This is a genomic window from Paenibacillus sp. LjRoot56, from assembly GCF_964253335.1.
In the GTDB taxonomy this organism is placed as follows: Bacteria; Bacillota; Bacilli; order Paenibacillales; family NBRC-103111; genus Paenibacillus_E; species Paenibacillus_E allorhizoplanae.
In genome coordinates this window covers 1906942-1923664 of the sequence record NZ_CAXURV020000001.1, presented here as the reverse complement: position 1 = coordinate 1923664, position 16723 = coordinate 1906942, and the positions used below count along the sequence as shown (strand labels likewise).

Sequence of the window (16723 nt, the reverse complement as noted above, 5' to 3'; positions counted from 1 at the left end):
CCCTATTGTAGTTTGTTTAGGCGTTTCGACATCAGATGATAAACAAGCGTGATGATGCCGACAATGACAGCGGTCATGAAACCAACAGCACTACCGTAGCCAAATTGTTGATCCGTAACGGATCCTGATGGTGTTGGGAAAAAGAGCTTGTAGACATACAGATACATGACTTCTGTCTTACCAACCGGTCCACCTTCGGTGAGAACCATGATGCTCTCATATCCTTTGAGAGAATTGATGATCGCCAGCATAATGACGATTTGCAGTACCGGACCTAGCATCGGAATCGTTAGATACCAGAACTGCTGCCATTTATTCGCACCGTCTAAGGAGGAGCTTTCGTACACATCATTCGGGATATTTTGAAGACCAGCTAGAAATAACAGCATGTAGTTCCCTACCGCTCCCCATACCGCAATGATGATCGTGGTCAGCATCGCATGCTTGGGTCCGAGCCAATCGATTCTTTCAGAGATGATATGAAACTTTAATAAATACTGATTAAGAATACCGTTGTACGAGTTAAAAATGATAAAAAATACGACAGCCATAACCGCTGAACTAATGATCGTAGGCATGAAATAGATGGCTCTTAACCAGTTGCGTCCACGCAGCTTGGAATTTAATATAACGGCAAGTACTAAGCATAACGGAAGGGTTATGATGAGCTTGCCACCTGCATAGACGAATGTATTAATGACAGAATGCCAGTACTCCGTATCCTGAAAGAGTCGTCTGAAATTATCAATCCCAATAAAATCCGGTGCCCCGAAGCCTTTGTAGTCATAAAACATATAACGAATCGCCCAAGCAATCGGATAGACGCCCAGCACCATGGTCAGTAGAAAGCTTGGAAATAAAAATAAGTATGAAAAACCGATCTGGCGTGTCCTGTTCATCCCATTCCCTCCTAAAGTACCCCAAAAAGTGAAGCTAAGAAGAGCGCGAGAGTGGAGTTTCAGCTCCACTCTCGCTTTGAACCTCTTCAATTAGCTCTTATTTCATCATTAATTTCATTGGATCGAAGCTTGGGTTCGGCGTTACTTTAACGTCGCCCTTTGTCACTGCTTTATCTAATGCATCATTATAGCGTTTGTTCAAATCTTGGATAATTTGATCCAAGTTGCCGCCACTGATCATATATTTGAAGAAGGCGTCATTGAATTTCATGCCTTCCACAGTAACGGTTGGTTGAAGCGGCCATGTGCCGTCATTTCCAATTGGCAAGAACCCATCAATCCCTTTGATTTCTGGTTTTTTCGCAACGGAAGATACTGCTGGTACCATGGATAAGCCAAAGCCTTTTTCATGATACGTTTTCAACACTTCATCTTGATACATGAAATTCATGAATTTCCATGCTTGATCGGCATTTTTCGTCGTGTTGCTGATCGCTAACCATTGTCCGCCCAAGAAGGATGTTGCCCCTTTGATCGTACCGTCAATCGTTGGAACAGGTGCTGCTGCCCATTCGATCTTCGCTGGGAACTGATTCGCGTACACGCCTGGCTCTGAGGAGAAGGAGATGTACATCCCGATTTTGCCTTCTGCGAATTGTGCACGCAGCGGATCAATATCCAAGGACTCCATACCTGGCAATGTGCTGCCGTCGTCTACCATTTGCTTGAACGATTGAATGACTTCTTTGTAGCTAGTAAAGTCAAACTTCGCTGTTTTGAAATCAAAGCCAAGCCCGCCGTAGCCGCTTGCTTCTGCAATAACCCGTGCTGAACGGCCTAGTGCACTCTCTGGGCTCTTGAAGTTTTGAGCAAATCCGTAAGAACCATTCGCTTTACCTACAGCAGTGATTTTCTTCGCATCTTCAACCATTTCTTTCAACGTCTTCGGAGGTGCGGCAATGCCAGCTTTGGCAAAAAGCTCTTTATTGTAAACAAGGCGCAGTGTCGAGCCATAGTTCGGGAGGCTGTACATTTTGCCGCCGATGCGGTTGAAATCATCAATGACTGGGAATTCCTTCTTAATCGCATCCGTCAGGTAGGAATCGATTGGTTTGAGGTACCCTTTCGCTGCAAAAGGCTGAATCGTATTTTCCTTAACGCGGATAATATCAGGCGCCTGACCGGAAGCAAATGCTAGGTCAATGGCTTGGTTAAAGTCTTCCGTCTTTACAACCATTTCAACTTCAATATTCTCGCCATTCGTCTCGTTAAATTTCTGTACAACGCTCTTGATATAATCCATATCATGACGGTCACCCGTCCAGTAGGAGAGCTTCGTTTTGGCCTTGGCAGGAGCTGCACTACCCGGTGCAGTTGATGCTTTCGCGGACGCCGCTGGGCTTGCTGCTGTATCGGTTTTGGTGGAGCTACAAGCTGTTAAGCTGCCTGCGAGTGCGACTGTTAATGTGACCGTCCCTAATTTTTTAATCATGTGTAAGCCTCCCTTGAATCTGTTGTTTACATCTCTAATAGTAAAAGAATTCCCATGTCCTGGTAATGAGGTCAACTCTTGAATGAGGGCAGATATTTCTATATGTTACCCTTCTCCAGCCCAAAAAACAGGCAAGCCCTCACAGCTTGGAGGACTTGCCCAGCGACATTTCTTTAAATTCCGTCGGTGTAAGACCGGTCTGCTTTTTAAACACCTCACTGAAATAACGCCGATGCTCATAGCCTAGCTGCTGTGCGATTTCCTGTACTTGAAAATCTTCGATTAGCATCGACTTCGCTCGATCCATTTTGGCATGGGTAACGAACTGTTGGAAGGTAGACCCGGTTACTTTTTTGAACAAATTCGAATAGTAGCCCCAGCTTAAGTTCACTTGCTTCGCACAGTGCTCCAACGTCAACTCCACATCTAAATTCGCTTTGATATACTCAGCTGACCGAAGAATGATCTTCTGAGACTCACTGGCCCGCTCCTGATGGATCATCCCACAACCGATCTCACACAGCTCAATGAACCACGAGCGATACTCCTGCATATCGGCTCCACTAGTTCGAATGATTTGATTTTTCGACTCAAATTCTGCCAGGTTAGGGCGTGGGAATTTCTCCATCAGCACTCGCAGCATGCGCAGAACAAGACCTTGCAGCAAGCGCTCTACGACACCCGGTTCCGGCAGTACAGACACTTTCCCCATCTCATTAAAAATCGTATTCGCCCACTCCACACAAGCATCCCGATTACCTGAGCGGAAAGCGAACAGAAACTCATTCTCGCTATCCTCTGTATAAATCCACTCTACAGGCTGAGCGGCTGCATCCGTATTGTAACTGAACGCACCATTGCCTCCCGTGTAAAAATGATACGATAAGGCACTAAGCGACTGCTGATAGCTCTTAGGAAGCTCTTGCACAGTCTCTACGCATTGTCCGATGCCGATGGAAATCGTAAATTTGGTATGCCTGGCAATGTTCGCACAGCATTGGTCTGCGACCGCTATAGGTGACTCTTGATCCGCAACGTTGAGAATACAAATATAGCGATTGAACCCCTCTCGAAACACGACGGCTGCCCCGTAAAAGGCTATCGTTTCTTCAACGATATTTTGCAAAGAAAAACGGACTAGCTCGAGCTCCTTTACAGGAACTTCGCCATATTTGTCCGTAAATTGGTCAATCTGAATCGTCATCACCGCAAAGGGCGCTTTCAATTCATTAATGTCTAGAAAGTCCGATAGTCGCGCTAATTCGGCCTCATTTGTTTGATGGTAGACGAGCAAGGAGAGATATTCCTGCCGAAGCGCCGGCATGCTCTCTTTAATCTTCTGTTGGAGACCGATCAGCTGGGTGCGGCTACGATTCTCTTGCTCCCAGACTTCCTTGGCTTTGACGACTGCTTTCACAATTTGATCGATAGAAAATGGCTTCTTCACATAATCTAAGGCGCCATATTGAATTGCTTTTTGCGCATAATCGAAATCGGTATAGGCACTCAAAATGACAACTTTACTCGTCGGAAGAATTTCCATAATGTTGCGGGTCATTTCTAAACCATCCATCTTGGGCATGCGAATGTCAGTTAGAATAAGATCTGGTTTCGTTTCTCGAATAACAGCAAAACCTTCCTCCCCATCGGTTGCGCTGCCTACAATTTCGATGCCGTGCTCATGCCAAGGGATTTTCTTCGTAATCATATCAACAACACTTCGAATGTCATCTACCACACATAGCTTAATTAGTCGGTCCATGGAAATCCTCCTCCGTCTCATATCGTGGCAGCCACAGTTCAATGCGGGCACCGCCCCATTCATTCGTCGTAATCTCCATCCGTTGCTCTGTCCCGTAATACAACTCTAGTCGGGTATAGATATTTCGCAGGGCATAGCCATGCTTCGAAGTAGTTGGATGCATCATGCTTTGCAACAGCTTCTCCGGTATCAGCCCTTGCCCATTGTCCTCCACCATGATATGGAGCCATTCGCCATCTATTCGAGCTGTCAGTTGGATTTCACCGCCCGATTTCATATCCTTAAAACCGTGCAAAATACTATTTTCAATCAGCGGCTGAATAATGATTTTGGGAACGAGGCAGGCATTAAGCTCAGGCTCGACTTCCATCCGGCAGACGAATAAATTCTCATACGACCTTTGTTGAATAGCCAAATATTGACGAACATGATCGAGCTCATCTGCGAGTGGAATCAAATCACGTCCTCCACTTAGGCTCAATTGAAACATATTGGATAAGGCCAGAATCATTTCATTGACATCCTCATTTTCACCAAGTACTGATTTACAATAAATCGTATTGAGCGTGTTATAGAAAAAATGCGGGTCCATTTGTGCTGTCAAAGCTTTAATCTCCGCTTTCCGTTTATCACGTTCTCGATTAGTGACATCCGCGATGAGCTGCTTAATCTCGTCCAACATCCGGTTGAAACGGAACCCAACCTGCGAAACTTCATCCTTATACGCACTTTCAAAACGCACTTCCAGATCATTCTCCTCTACTCGTTTCATGAGTTTTTGGAGTCTATACAACGGCTTGAGCAGTAAGAGCGTCAAATTGTTCGTAATCAACAACGACACGAGAACAAATCCAATCGTAACAAGCATGGTGGCTTGCTTAATCCCATTCAATTTGGCCAACAATTTATCTTTGACTTGGACGCCAACAATCATCCAATCTTCCTTGATATCCAGCCGCGCATAATTAACAAGATAGTTATTCCGATCCTTATCCTCGAAAAAAAACGATCCTTTACTATCATTGGTAAGTTGCTTAACAAAATCAGGACGTTGAATAAACCCATTATCCTGAATACGCTCGGAATAATTAATATCTGCCCCTTGCGAATCCACGAAGTAGTAGTGCTTATTCGGGTCCGACAAATTGTCCATAAAGAGATCACGTAAATCGTCTTCCTTCACATTGATGACCACATACACATTCGTTGACTCATTTTGCATATACGAATCTTCACTTACACCTTCTGCCACAAGCGATAGGACCCGCTGTTTCCCCGTAAAAAACGGATCCACATGCCCCGTGCTCCAAAAGCCGCGCTTTAAAAGCTGGAATTGATTAAACATATCGGATTCAAAAAAGGAATTCGAAATATTTCGTGCACTGGAGGTGGGATAGAAATCCCCAATTGGCGTGGCGATCAATATACTATCGATCATGGAATCATTGAATTTCACCTGGTTGAAAACATACTGTAAAGCCGTTAATGACTTATAGTAGCTTGAGTTATCCTTGTTCTGAACATCCTTCATCAGCTGCTTGAAGGCGTCGCTGAACATTAAGGCCCGCACCGCGGTACCGATATTTTTCAGTCTTTCATTCACAATTTGCGCGGATTGATTCACGGTATCTTGGCTCGACTGCATCGCGTTGCGCTGAATTTCCTTCGAGGCGATCAGATAGGCAATGCTGCCTGTAGCCACAAGACCTAGTGTAATGAAGATGACAAAAGTAAACCAGATGCGTTGTTTGAGTGAAAAGGAATGGAACAGGCGTGACAGCCACGACCAGATAGCAAGCTTATTCATAGGCGACGTTTGCACCTTTCCTGTATGTGAGAGGATAGTCTTTATCTACTATATTATAGTATAGGTCACTTTCCGAAGGCATGGGGAAAATTCAAGATCGAGGGCAGCTATTTCGTTATATAGCCTCAAATAATAGAACATATGTTCTTTATTTTTCCGAATAAATGTGGTAATAATAAGAGGTAGACTTTTTACTCTTCAACTAATTCAACTACTTCAAATCTAAGGAGCTGTTTATTGATGTCCGTTCGTTTAACTCCGTATTTAGTATTGCCTGGTACTGCTGGTGAAGCTATTGCCTTTTATGAGAAAGCGTTGGATGCGCAAGTCCTATTTAAGCAAACCTTTGGTGAAATGCCTGCCAGTCCTGATTACCCGCTTGCTGATGAACAGAAAGGGCTTATTGCCCATGCCATGCTGCAAGTCGGCGAAAGTCAATTGATGTTTTCGGACTCCGACTCAGGTAAACCCGTTCAACAGGGAGATCACGTGACGATCTGTATTACAACGAAGGATGCCAGCAAATCCAAGCAATTTTTTGAAGTACTGAAAGAAGGCGGCACGGTGATTATGGACCTGCATGAAGCATTCTTCAGCCCAGCATACGGACAAGTGAAGGATAAGTTTGGCGTGACTTTCCATCTGTTCACCGAAGGCGCAGCAATGAATTAAACGTGAAAGAACGGCCCTGTTCGCATGATTGCGACAGGGCCGTTTTGTTTGGGGCTTGGCTGGTAACGTTGACTGGTCGCCAACTGAGTGACAGAACGCTGGCCAACCACACGACCGCTCACTGACTGACTGATTGACTGACTGACTGATTGACTGACTGACTCCCCGGCCACACAACCGACTCACCAACTGGCCACCGAAGTAATTAAATGGAAATTATCCATCTATTTCAGCGCATTTTATGTAAATGTGCGGATTAGATGGATTACCTACAGTTAATATCCCCACTTTTCGCCAACTCATAAGATTCCCTCAAAATTAACTACATAAAATCCATCTAAACCAATTTTCCAGCTGATTTCGCTCAAATTAACATCAGAAAATCCATCTATTATGTGGATGGCGCTGGGATGTGCCCGTAGGTGGGGCAAATTTTAGATGGTTGAGCAGTTCTGGAAGGTGCGGCAAGTTTTAAAGCCTCCTGAATAGGTTACAACGCGAGAGCAAGTTACCGCGTAACAAATCCTTAGCTTCAAAGCGTTTAAGCAAACTGCTCTGCACCCGCATACCAGAACAACGCGTATTCCGTCATCACTGAAGCATGCCCCATTTGGCGCAGCATGGCCGTGACATTCCCCCGATGATACGTTGCGTGATTCACAACCTGTAAAACCATTTCAGCCAAACTGGTTTCCCTTACACCTGCATAGGGATTATCGAGCATAATCTTCTTTTCCAAATCAGGCTGCTCCTTCAGAAATGCCTTAAAACGAAGCGACAACTCGGTATACTTGGCCTCTAGTTCATCCAAGCTTATGCTCTCTGTTGCTTCAGTTATCGGCCAAGAGGCTTCCATAGCTGCCTTCATACTCCTACCTCCAAGTATGTCTAACCAAGTGCGATCTGTCAGGTAGATATGAGCAATCACTTTCGAGACTGTCGGAAATACACTCTGAATCTCTTGGCGGTACACCTCCTGTGGAAGCTCCTTCAACCTATTTATCAGTGTTTGATTCGCCCATACATGGTAGTCATACATACGTTCAGCCGTTTGTGTCATTCAACATACACTCCCTTAATTGATTTTATCCTTATTTCCAGTTATACCCTTATTATAAAGGGAATACCCTGACAACTATCTGTCAGGGTACTTATTTCGCGTTTTCTCATTTTCCTTGCTTATTCATGTAGTCCACATATTCTTTCTCTGCATCCGCTGTAGCTGGATACCATTCTTTCTCCAAGAAGTCCTTAAACTGTTGGAGCGTAAGTGTGCCCATCAAGTATTTTAATTCTTGATCGTCTTTTTTCTTCACGAGATCCGGAATGGCTGTATTCAGGTTCAAGATTTTAGGTGAGCGAACGGCAGGCACGTTGACTACAGTCATTTGCTTCATCGCCGCATCCAATTGCGCTTTATACGTATTCAATCTCTCTACCGTATCCGCACCCTCAATAATAGCTGGGTTGCCATCAATCGCGTTCGCAAGCGTCATATACGTGCTCGTTGTAGCAGCAAGTTTGGTTGCTTGGTCGGCTGTGCGGGAAATATTTTTCGTAGCAGGATCATAGCTGTCAAAAGTTAACCCTTTCATACCTAGCTGGAACAAGGCGTTCGCTTCAGTCGTATTACCCCAATCTAGGAATTTCAATACGCCATCCACATTTTTGGACGATTTCGGAATTATCCAGCCGCCCCACATTGCCGGCGTAACAAGATCCGTTGCCACACCTTTGCTATCTTTCAAAACAGGTTGGTAAGCGTATTTCTTGTCAGACTCTTTATCCTTGGCCAGGTTGGCCATAACCGCATACTGATGGGAATAGATAATGCCTACACGATTCTGATTCAGCTTCTCTTGATCTACATAAATCTTGTTTATCAAGTATTCAGGATCGATGAGCTTTTGTTCATTTAACTCTTTAAGATACGTCAAGAAAGGAATATAGCCGGACATTTTCTCTCTGATTTTATATGCACCATCGGTATCCTTGACGCCATTGATAATCGGGAGATCAAAAGCAGATGCCAAGAAGAAGGTTGAATTCCACACCGTATTGCTGCCAAGGCTTGGATTGGACAAGCTCAGACAGTAGGTATCGGCTTTACCGTTGCCATCTGGATCATTATTGGTAAATGCTTTACACACATTCGTAAACTCATCCAATGTTGTAGGTGCTTTCAAGTTCAACTTATTCAGCCATTGCTGGTTGACCATATAGCCCCAGTGATTCACAACGTTCGTTCTAGGAATAATATACGTTTTACCATCATTGATGGCTTTAACAGCGTCCCACATTTCTTTCGTAATGTTTTTGGTCAAATTTGGGTATTTCGCAATCTTGTCATCAAGCGGCGTCAGTAGACCGTCCTTGGACCATTTCTCCAGATTCGCGTCAGCCCCGCCCCAGTTATACACGAGATCTGGCAGATCACCGGATGCCATCATCACCTGAAGCTTCTCGACATAGTTGTTAATTGGAGGTGCCTCAACCGACAGCTTCACATTGGCCAACTTCTCAGCTTCTGCAATCACGGGATTGTTATCAATGACTACGTTCGCATTGACCCGGTTAAACATTTTGATGCTGACAGGTGCTGCTTTGGCTGGTACTGTTGACGCTGTGCTTGTACTCGGTGCTGTCGTAGCAGCTGTGGTTGCCGTATTATCTGTGTTAGAACTACAAGCCATTACGATGGAAGACAGTAACCCGATGCAAATTAGACTGCTTGCGATGCTTTTGACGGACCCTTTCAATACCAACAACTCCTTTATGATTGCTATTATTAAACTGCAGGATGGCAGATTTAATCGAAGGATGGCACAACGAAATACAAATTAACCTTTAATCGAACCTACCAGTACACCCTTCATGAAATACTTTTGCAGGAAAGGATACACGAGCAGAATCGGGAGTGTCGCAAATATGATGATCGCCATTTTGATCGTAAATACCGTAATACCGCTGTTGTTTATATCCATGGCATCTTTGGCAATGCCGCCGTCATCGACGACCATCTCCCGCAAAATCAACATCAAAGGCCATAGACTTCGCTTGGAGGTGTAAATAATCGCGGAGAAGAACGTGTTCCATTGCGTCACCGCATGGAAAATAACAAAGGTCGCAATAGCCGGCTTAGAAAGTGGCACAATAATTTTATATAAAACCTTGATTTCATTGGCCCCATCGATAAAAGCCGACTCCTCCAAGCTTGCCGGTATAGCGCTTACAAAGTTCTTCATTAAGATCAAATTGTAGGCGCCCAAGACGCCAGGTAAAATCATTGCCCATAAAGTGTTGTATATATGCAACGTTTTGATTAAGTAAAAGTTAGGAATCAAGCCACCATTGAAGAACATCGTGAAGGTAATGAGAATCATAATGATATTTCTGCCCTTTAAGTCCGTTTTGGATAGCGGATAAGCTGAGATCAGGAGCAGGAAAATATTGAGAGCTACACCTATAATCGTGATGAGCAGCGTATTCTTATACCCGGTCCACATGAGCGGCATCTGCAAAATCTGCTTATACGCCGCTAGCTCAATGTGATAAGGAATGAGCTTTAAGGGATTCGCCAAATACTCAGAGTACGGTGTAATCGAGAATGCAGCCACATAGAAAAATGGAAATAAGCAAACGATTGCGAACAGCGTCACAATGCCATAATTCAAACCATCAAAAACTTTATCACCAAACGATCGAATACCCACAACTGTAACCTCCTCTTACCAAATCCCATCTTCTTTCATCCACTTTGCGATCTGGTTGCTGGCTAGCAGGAATATCAACCCAATCACAGAGGTGAACAGCCCAACGGTTGTACCGAAAGAGAACCTTCCGCCAATCAAACCGACGCGGTACACATAGGTCTCAAACACTTCGGAAACACTGAGGTTCAACGGATTTTGCAATACAAAAATCTGTTCAAAGCCATTACCCATAATTTGACCCAACCTTAGAATCAGCAGGATAATAATCGTCGACTTGATTCCTGGCAGCGTGACGTATCGAATTCTTTGGAAGCGGTTCGCGCCATCGATACTAGCGGCCTCATACAGTTCCGTATTGATCCCTACCATCGCGGCTAAGTACAAAATGCTTTCCCAACCCGATTCTTTCCACATGCTGCTGAGGATCACCAAAGGTCGGAAATAATTCGTATCCGCAAGGAAGAACACCGGCTCAAAGCCAAACTGCTTCAAGAAAATATTTACGACGCCCCATGACGGGGATAAGAAGTTGACCAGAATGCCCCCAATGACCACCCAAGAAATAAAATGCGGCAAATAGATAATCGTCTGCGTAATACGTTGATAGGTACGGTTACGCATCTCATTAAGCAGTAAAGCCAGTAGAATGGGGAACGGAAACCCAAATACAAGTCGTAGAAAGCTTAAGTACAACGAGTTCCAGAACACCGTGTAGAAATCACTGAGTCCGAACATGTACTTGAAATTCTCAAAACCAATCCATGGACTTCCGACAATCCCTTTGGAGAAATTAAAATCCTTAAACGCAATGATAATGCCGTACATCGGCACATAATTGAAAATGAGAAAGTACACAACAGCTGGAATCAATAGGATGTACAAATATTTCTTCTTATTGATGTAGCGCAAGGCAAGCTGCGTCTTACTCCTAGCCATCTCAGATGCCATACCGATTCGTCACCACCTAACTGAGTGTCAGATACGCCTCTCATTTGTTCTGAAGCGCACGTTGTTGCTTGAAAATATCATAAATATCTTTGCTCAAAATAATCGTATCCTTGTCCTTCTCATAAAAGGCTTTGTACCAAGCGTCCACTTGTGTGCCTCCCTTTTTCTCCCAAGCAGTGATGGCATCCTTCTTCGCTTGCTCTGGCGAATAATTCGGTGTCAGAATGGCCTTCATCCAGATGTCCCCATCACCTACATCCACTTGCTTCATCGTATCTGTGAGAATCTGCTGAAGATCTTTCGGCAGCTGTGGCATTTGCTCAGAATGCGTGGGACCTGCCATTTGTAAATTAAAATCGATGAAGGAAGAATTGGCTTCGAACATCTTCGTAACTTCCTGCTGCAAAGAGTCTTTCGTATCCATTTTCTCCACACCGAAATAGCATTTACCGGCAAGTGTGGGTGAGGCTAACATCCCGAAATCGCCAGACGCATAGTTGAATTCCTTCTGCCATTTATTCAAGTCTGTCATCTGCGGGCATTGACCCGGCAGTGTCTTACTGTGCACACCTTCGAACCCATAGTACATTGTTTTCATAAACGTCTCGGAAGCTGCAAAATCAACATACTTCATCACCGCTTCCGGATCTTTCGCCTCGGCGTTGACGACACCCGTCATTTGGATCGGATTCACGAAAATCGGATTAAACCGTCCCACAGGAGTTTTTGGAAAGGGCATAATAGCCAGCTCGGCATCAGGTACATTCTTTTTCAAGCCCACATAAAAGTCGTTATAGAAAGTAATTGGGACATTGAACTGGTCCATATAAATGCCGATTTTCCCGTTTAAAAAATCCTGCTTCGCTTTAGATCCATTCTTATCGGTGTAAAAATCCTTGTCCACCAATCCCTCTGCGTACAGTCGCTTCTTGAAAGCCGTCACAGCTTGGATATTCTCCCAGCCATGAATGAGCTGATTGTCTTGCACAACGAACCCCGGATACGTAACGCCGAACATTTCGTTCAATGTTGCGACGGCGTTATACGCAAGAGCAAGTCCATAGGTATCCTTTTTCCCGTTCCCATCAGGGTCCTGCTCCGTAAATGCTTTGGCAACCTGATACATCTCCTCGGTCGTTTGCGGAATGTTCAGATGCAGCTTCTCAAGCCAATCCTTGCGAATAAAAACACCGCGCTGAGGAATCGTTTCGTTAATGCGGCCAAATTGGTACAACTTGCCATCCGTGCCCTTCCCTGCTTTGCGCAATGCCGGAAATTTCGCCAAGAGTGCCTTGTATGTCGTGCTGTAGCTCTCAATCATATCGTCGATGGGACGAAGCTGTCCCTGATCGATCAACGGATTCTTGACATGCGGCGCATACTCCAGAATGAGATCTGGCGCGCCTCCACCTGCGAATAGCGTGTTCAGCTTCTGATCAGATTGCGTCCTTGGTAAAGGAATGAAGGTGACATCCACGGGACCTGCTTGGTTAATCCATTTTGTCATGAGATTATTTTCAACCGTTCCTTGGCCCGAAGGAATGTTGCCACGATCATAAATCGTGACAGTAACCTTGCCCCGTTTCGCTGACTTCTGCGTGTCGGATTCTTGTGCATTCTTCGTATGGGTAGAGCAGCCTGTCATAATGGATATGATTACCACAGTGGTCATCAATATTGGAAGGCAAGCTCGTTGGATTGGATTACGCAGAGTGCTTCCCCCTCTCGTTGTCATTGTGTTTATCATACCATTATGTTGTTAATTGTAAGAAAATTGAGACGGTGCGACATCTACGATTTATGGGAAAACGGATACGATTTTTAGATTGTGGATGATTGGGAACAAAAAAAACGTCCCCATCATCTAACCCAGACGATGGGGACGCTATCAAGTTAATTCCGTGCGCTGCTCATCGGATCAGGTCGAACCATCTTGCGGTAATCCTTCGGCGACAGGCCCGTAGTTTGCTTGAATAGTTTAGCAAAATAGTTCGGCAAATCGTACCCAACGACGCCCGACACCTCGGTGATTTTCATATCCGTATTGGCCAGCAGGCCCTTCGCTTTCTCCATCCGTAGTTCAATTAAATAATCAACAAAGCTGCGCCCTGTTTCTTTTTTAAACAAATGACTGAAGTATGTTGCATTCAAATGCACCTGCGAGGCCACCAATTGAAGCGGCAGCTGCTCCGCATAATGCTCCTCCATGTATCGAGCTGCCTTCCACACGACATTCTCGCTATATTTCTCCTGCCACGCGATAAAACTACTCATGAAACGGTCCAATTCCATCCCCGTCCAATGGGACACCTCATCATTCGTGCCACAGGCGTGCAGCAACGCGATGCGCTCTGTCAATAACTGTGGGTCATACGCCAGCTCAAACTGCTTACGCGCTGTATCCTGTAAAGCAAAACTGAACGACAAAGCCTCTACTTTCCCATTTTCTACGGACAATCCATAGATGTCCTTCATCAATTGGGCTAGATACAGCTTCATCGACTCGATTTGTCCAGCTAAAATAAACGCAATTGTCTGTGTGCTAATAAGCTGCTGCTGCGCACGATTCGTCGATAACTGTTTATCGACTTGTACTTCGTTTTGGCCCTCTACCGCAACCATTGTGGTACCTAACTTCCTGCGCCCCGCCTCATATAGATCGGCAAGATCCTGTACACCAGATGCTGCCCCTGCACAATAGGAGGACATCTGTAAGCCAAGTAACCGTTCCACTGTTTCACAAGCCGCTTCACAAAGCAGCTTCTCCTCAAACGAATCCTGACAAAGCAAGGCAAACTGCCCATTTTCGATCAATAACAATTTTCCATCGCTGTGATATATATCAAGCAATTCGCCGATCATATTTAGCACCGCAAACTGCAGCAATGGCATATCCCGCTTCATATAGAGTTTGTGTGACGGCATAAAGTCCGTGATCTGGAATAAGATCAATTTGCACTCAGCTAAGCTCACTTCTAACTCCGCTGCTAATTCTGCCCGATAGGGGAAGCGCAACAAGAGCCCTCTCAGCGTGTTCTCCAGTAATAGGGCGTGCTCTGTTTCCGCTTTTCGAAGATTCGCTTGCTTCTCCAACACACGGACCTCCGCTTTATCTAATGCATCATATATATCCTGTTTACCGCACGGTTTGATGAGCAGATCCAAGGCACCGTACCGCAATGCGGCCTGGGCATATTGGAAATCTTGAAATCCTGTAATGACAATGAACTCAACATGTGGAAATTTAGCCTTACTTCGTTTGAGAAGCTCTAAGCCATCCATCAATGGCATCCGAATGTCCGTAATAACGAGGTCTGGCAGCCTCTCAGCTATGAGGATCTCTGCCTCCTGCCCGTTCTCTGCCTCACCGCAAACATGCCAGTTGGTTTCAGAGCCCGTAATCATTTTGGCAAGTCCTTTTCGAAATAAAGGCTCATCCTCAACTAATAAGATGTGGTTCATTGACCATTCCCCCTTCGAATGACTTCATCTGTTCACACGGTAAAATCAAACGCATCCGCGTGCCCTGCGGCAAGCGTTCGATTTCTAAGCGATAGGGATCGCCATAGACCAAGTAAATACGACGTACAACATTCCGAACACCAATACTCTCCCGTTCCCTCTGATGATCATACACCGACTGCTCTTCCGTCAGACGAACAAACGTCTCCTCATCGATGCCGCTCCCATTATCCTCGATTTCAATCTGTAAATCAGCGTCTTGGCGGAAAGCGCGAATCCATAACCGCTTGTTGTCCGGCTGATCACGAAACGCATGAACGAATACATTCTCAACTAATGGCTGAAGGATAAGCCTCTGCATGCCACAAGCTAATAACTCTTCCTCTGCTTCAATGGAAACATGCAGCCCTTCACCGTGCCGTGCCTCTTGGATCGTCATATAATTGCGAATTTGCGTAAGTTCTTCTTGTAAAGTACTTGGCGTAGATACCGATTCCAAAGAATACCGCAATAAATCAGATAAACTTGTTACTAAGGAAGCCGTCTCCACATCGTCGTACAGCAGCATGATTTTCCAATAAATTGAATTCAGTGCGTTGTATAAAAAGTGCGGATTCAACTGTGCCTGCAGCGCTTTAAGCTCCGCTTCCTGTTCACTCAGCTTGCTGACGTACACTTCTTTGATCAACGATTGAATGTTCTCGACCATCCGATTGAAACTTTCCGCTAGAAAAGCAAACTCATCATTCGACGTTTTGGGAATTTCAACCTCCAAATTACCTCTGCGCAATTGATGCATGGCAGACACTAGTCCATGTAAAGGCTTCAACATCCTGCCGCTGAAAATCGAGACACAGACTGCCATCAGCAGAACACTGATGAGACCAGAAATGACGGCGACCTGATAGACCATCCTGCCTTTTTCCTCAATATCCGCTAAAGAAATACCACTAACCAGCTTGAAAGAGCGGGCCTCGTACGTGCTTTTCACAAACAAATAATCCTCATTTTCATTCCGCTCGATAAATGAGCGCTCCTGATTCTCCCATGCAGGAATAATCCCAGCCCTGCCCTGCGGCACTCGACTATACAGCAATTTATTATATTGGTCGAAAATATACGCTCCCGTTGTCCTGCCAGCCATCAGCTTGTCTAGGGGGCTTGTCAGAAAAGACTCATCAATAATCATAACCAGCGTCCCGTAAGCTGCTTGCTGCTTCGTCGATTTGAGCAAGCGGGTTGCGACCAGATTGCTTTTCTCCCCGGAAGGATCGGAGGAATCCGGAATATTTAATCGCTGCCATACGATCTCTGCTGAAGTCTGGTTCACACCCGTTTTCACCTTATTGTAAAAGTCAGGAAATGTAATCTGCATCGATGGGTTCGTATGACTGAAGTAGTAATTATTCCCTTCCAAATCCACGATATATAACGCACGTATTTGCGGTGTTTCATTTTTCAAAGGCAACAAAATTTCCGACAATTCACGTTCCAAAATAAATCTGCGATACGCTTTTGTCTCACCCTCTGGCGGCTCCGCACGAATCCCTTGCACAATTTGCTCAACACGGGGGTGAAAAATAATAAAATCGGTAATCCGATACATATCTTGTATTTTATAACCAATTTGCTCCATCGTCTGCTCACTGGTCGTTAAATACTGCTTACTGATCTCACTCTCAAACAAATTTAAATAAATACGATACGAAATGTATCCCGTAATGAGGGAACACAGAATGATGATGATCGACAGTGTCAAAATTAATTTCACTTTAAAATGCTGATTAATGTACTGTAGCACTTGCCGATGCTTCATCTACAGATGGCCTCCTGAATTGTGCCTAATCATTCCACTGCTATACTACCTACTAGTGTAATACATCCCCTACGGGCTGACATCTATTTATTATCGAAAAACGGATATGATCTTTAGGTGTACGAAAAAAACGAAAAAAACGCCCATGCGTA

Annotated in this window: 13 protein-coding genes; 2 read left to right on the top strand and 11 right to left on the bottom strand. The window is 44.8% G+C overall.

All coding sequences use genetic code 11. The features are described from left to right. Window positions 1–2: 2 nt before the first annotated feature. From ACSQ8O_RS08600 to ACSQ8O_RS08585, 4 genes are all read right to left on the bottom strand, one after another. Window positions 3–899: a carbohydrate ABC transporter permease gene (locus tag ACSQ8O_RS08600; RefSeq protein WP_436241228.1), complete on the bottom strand. Its 897-nt coding sequence runs from the start codon at window positions 897–899 to the stop codon at window positions 3–5. A gap of 97 nt (window positions 900–996) precedes the next feature. Then, window positions 997–2391 carry an ABC transporter substrate-binding protein gene (locus tag ACSQ8O_RS08595; protein ID WP_436241227.1) on the bottom strand — a complete coding sequence of 465 codons (1395 nt, stop codon included), beginning with the start codon at window positions 2389–2391 and terminating at the stop codon, window positions 997–999. 139 nt (window positions 2392–2530) lie between these two features. Next, window positions 2531–4153, bottom strand: a complete 1623-nt coding sequence (locus ACSQ8O_RS08590; RefSeq protein ID WP_436241226.1) for a response regulator — start codon at window positions 4151–4153, stop codon at window positions 2531–2533. Then, window positions 4137–5960, bottom strand: coding sequence for a cache domain-containing sensor histidine kinase (locus tag ACSQ8O_RS08585; protein WP_436241225.1), 1824 nt, complete (start codon window positions 5958–5960; stop codon window positions 4137–4139). Before ACSQ8O_RS08585 ends, ACSQ8O_RS08590 begins: the two co-directional genes overlap by 17 nt. A gap of 240 nt (window positions 5961–6200) precedes the next feature. On the opposite strand from ACSQ8O_RS08585, the gene ACSQ8O_RS08580 reads away from it, so the two are divergent. Further along, window positions 6201–6632: a VOC family protein gene (locus ACSQ8O_RS08580; RefSeq protein WP_436241224.1), complete on the top strand. Its 432-nt coding sequence runs from the start codon at window positions 6201–6203 to the stop codon at window positions 6630–6632. A 541-nt stretch (window positions 6633–7173) separates the two neighbouring features. Here the strand turns inward: ACSQ8O_RS08580 and ACSQ8O_RS08575 are convergent. Further along, window positions 7174–7692, bottom strand: coding sequence for a DinB family protein (locus ACSQ8O_RS08575; protein ID WP_436241223.1), 519 nt, complete (start codon window positions 7690–7692; stop codon window positions 7174–7176). 106 nt (window positions 7693–7798) lie between these two features. Next, window positions 7799–9214 (bottom strand): extracellular solute-binding protein, encoded by a 1416-nt coding sequence (locus ACSQ8O_RS08570; RefSeq protein ID WP_436241222.1) that lies wholly within the window; start codon window positions 9212–9214, stop codon window positions 7799–7801. Between ACSQ8O_RS08570 and ACSQ8O_RS08565 the strand changes: the two genes are divergently transcribed. Further along, complete coding sequence (locus tag ACSQ8O_RS08565) at window positions 9183–9476, top strand: hypothetical protein (RefSeq protein WP_436241221.1); 294 nt, start codon at window positions 9183–9185, stop codon at window positions 9474–9476. The genes ACSQ8O_RS08570 and ACSQ8O_RS08565 overlap by 32 nt on opposite strands. On the opposite strand, the gene ACSQ8O_RS08560 is transcribed toward ACSQ8O_RS08565, so the two are convergent. From ACSQ8O_RS08560 to ACSQ8O_RS08540, 5 genes are all read right to left on the bottom strand, one after another. Next, on the bottom strand, window positions 9473–10345 hold the full coding sequence (locus ACSQ8O_RS08560; protein WP_436241220.1) for a carbohydrate ABC transporter permease: 873 nt from the start codon (window positions 10343–10345) through the stop codon (window positions 9473–9475). The genes ACSQ8O_RS08565 and ACSQ8O_RS08560 overlap by 4 nt on opposite strands. A 15-nt stretch (window positions 10346–10360) precedes the next feature. Then, window positions 10361–11293 carry an ABC transporter permease gene (locus ACSQ8O_RS08555; protein WP_056609244.1) on the bottom strand — a complete coding sequence of 311 codons (933 nt, stop codon included), beginning with the start codon at window positions 11291–11293 and terminating at the stop codon, window positions 10361–10363. A 40-nt stretch (window positions 11294–11333) separates the two neighbouring features. Next, complete coding sequence (locus ACSQ8O_RS08550; protein WP_436241219.1) at window positions 11334–12965, bottom strand: extracellular solute-binding protein; 1632 nt, start codon at window positions 12963–12965, stop codon at window positions 11334–11336. A gap of 221 nt (window positions 12966–13186) precedes the next feature. Next, complete coding sequence (locus ACSQ8O_RS08545; RefSeq protein WP_436241218.1) at window positions 13187–14755, bottom strand: response regulator transcription factor; 1569 nt, start codon at window positions 14753–14755, stop codon at window positions 13187–13189. Next, window positions 14733–16571 carry a cache domain-containing sensor histidine kinase gene (locus ACSQ8O_RS08540; RefSeq protein WP_436241217.1) on the bottom strand — a complete coding sequence of 613 codons (1839 nt, stop codon included), beginning with the start codon at window positions 16569–16571 and terminating at the stop codon, window positions 14733–14735. Before ACSQ8O_RS08540 ends, ACSQ8O_RS08545 begins: the two co-directional genes overlap by 23 nt. Window positions 16572–16723: the final 152 nt, after the last annotated feature.

Excerpts from the sequence above, each read along its gene's own strand:
- ACSQ8O_RS08600 (WP_436241228.1), bottom strand. The coding sequence starts at position 899 with ATGAACAGGACACGCCAGATCGGTTTTTCATACTTATTTTTATTTCCA.
- ACSQ8O_RS08595 (WP_436241227.1), bottom strand. The coding sequence starts at position 2,391 with ATGATTAAAAAATTAGGGACGGTCACATTAACAGTCGCACTCGCAGGC.
- ACSQ8O_RS08590 (WP_436241226.1), bottom strand. The coding sequence starts at position 4,153 with ATGGACCGACTAATTAAGCTATGTGTGGTAGATGACATTCGAAGTGTT.
- ACSQ8O_RS08585 (WP_436241225.1), bottom strand. The coding sequence starts at position 5,960 with ATGAATAAGCTTGCTATCTGGTCGTGGCTGTCACGCCTGTTCCATTCC.
- ACSQ8O_RS08580 (WP_436241224.1), top strand. The coding sequence starts at position 6,201 with ATGTCCGTTCGTTTAACTCCGTATTTAGTATTGCCTGGTACTGCTGGT.
- ACSQ8O_RS08575 (WP_436241223.1), bottom strand. The coding sequence starts at position 7,692 with ATGACACAAACGGCTGAACGTATGTATGACTACCATGTATGGGCGAAT.
- ACSQ8O_RS08565 (WP_436241221.1), top strand. The coding sequence starts at position 9,183 with ATGACTACGTTCGCATTGACCCGGTTAAACATTTTGATGCTGACAGGT.
- ACSQ8O_RS08570 (WP_436241222.1), bottom strand. The coding sequence starts at position 9,214 with ATGTTTAACCGGGTCAATGCGAACGTAGTCATTGATAACAATCCCGTG.
- ACSQ8O_RS08555 (WP_056609244.1), bottom strand. The coding sequence starts at position 11,293 with ATGGCATCTGAGATGGCTAGGAGTAAGACGCAGCTTGCCTTGCGCTAC.
- ACSQ8O_RS08550 (WP_436241219.1), bottom strand. The coding sequence starts at position 12,965 with ATGACCACTGTGGTAATCATATCCATTATGACAGGCTGCTCTACCCAT.
- ACSQ8O_RS08545 (WP_436241218.1), bottom strand. The coding sequence starts at position 14,755 with ATGAACCACATCTTATTAGTTGAGGATGAGCCTTTATTTCGAAAAGGA.
- ACSQ8O_RS08540 (WP_436241217.1), bottom strand. The coding sequence starts at position 16,571 with ATGAAGCATCGGCAAGTGCTACAGTACATTAATCAGCATTTTAAAGTG.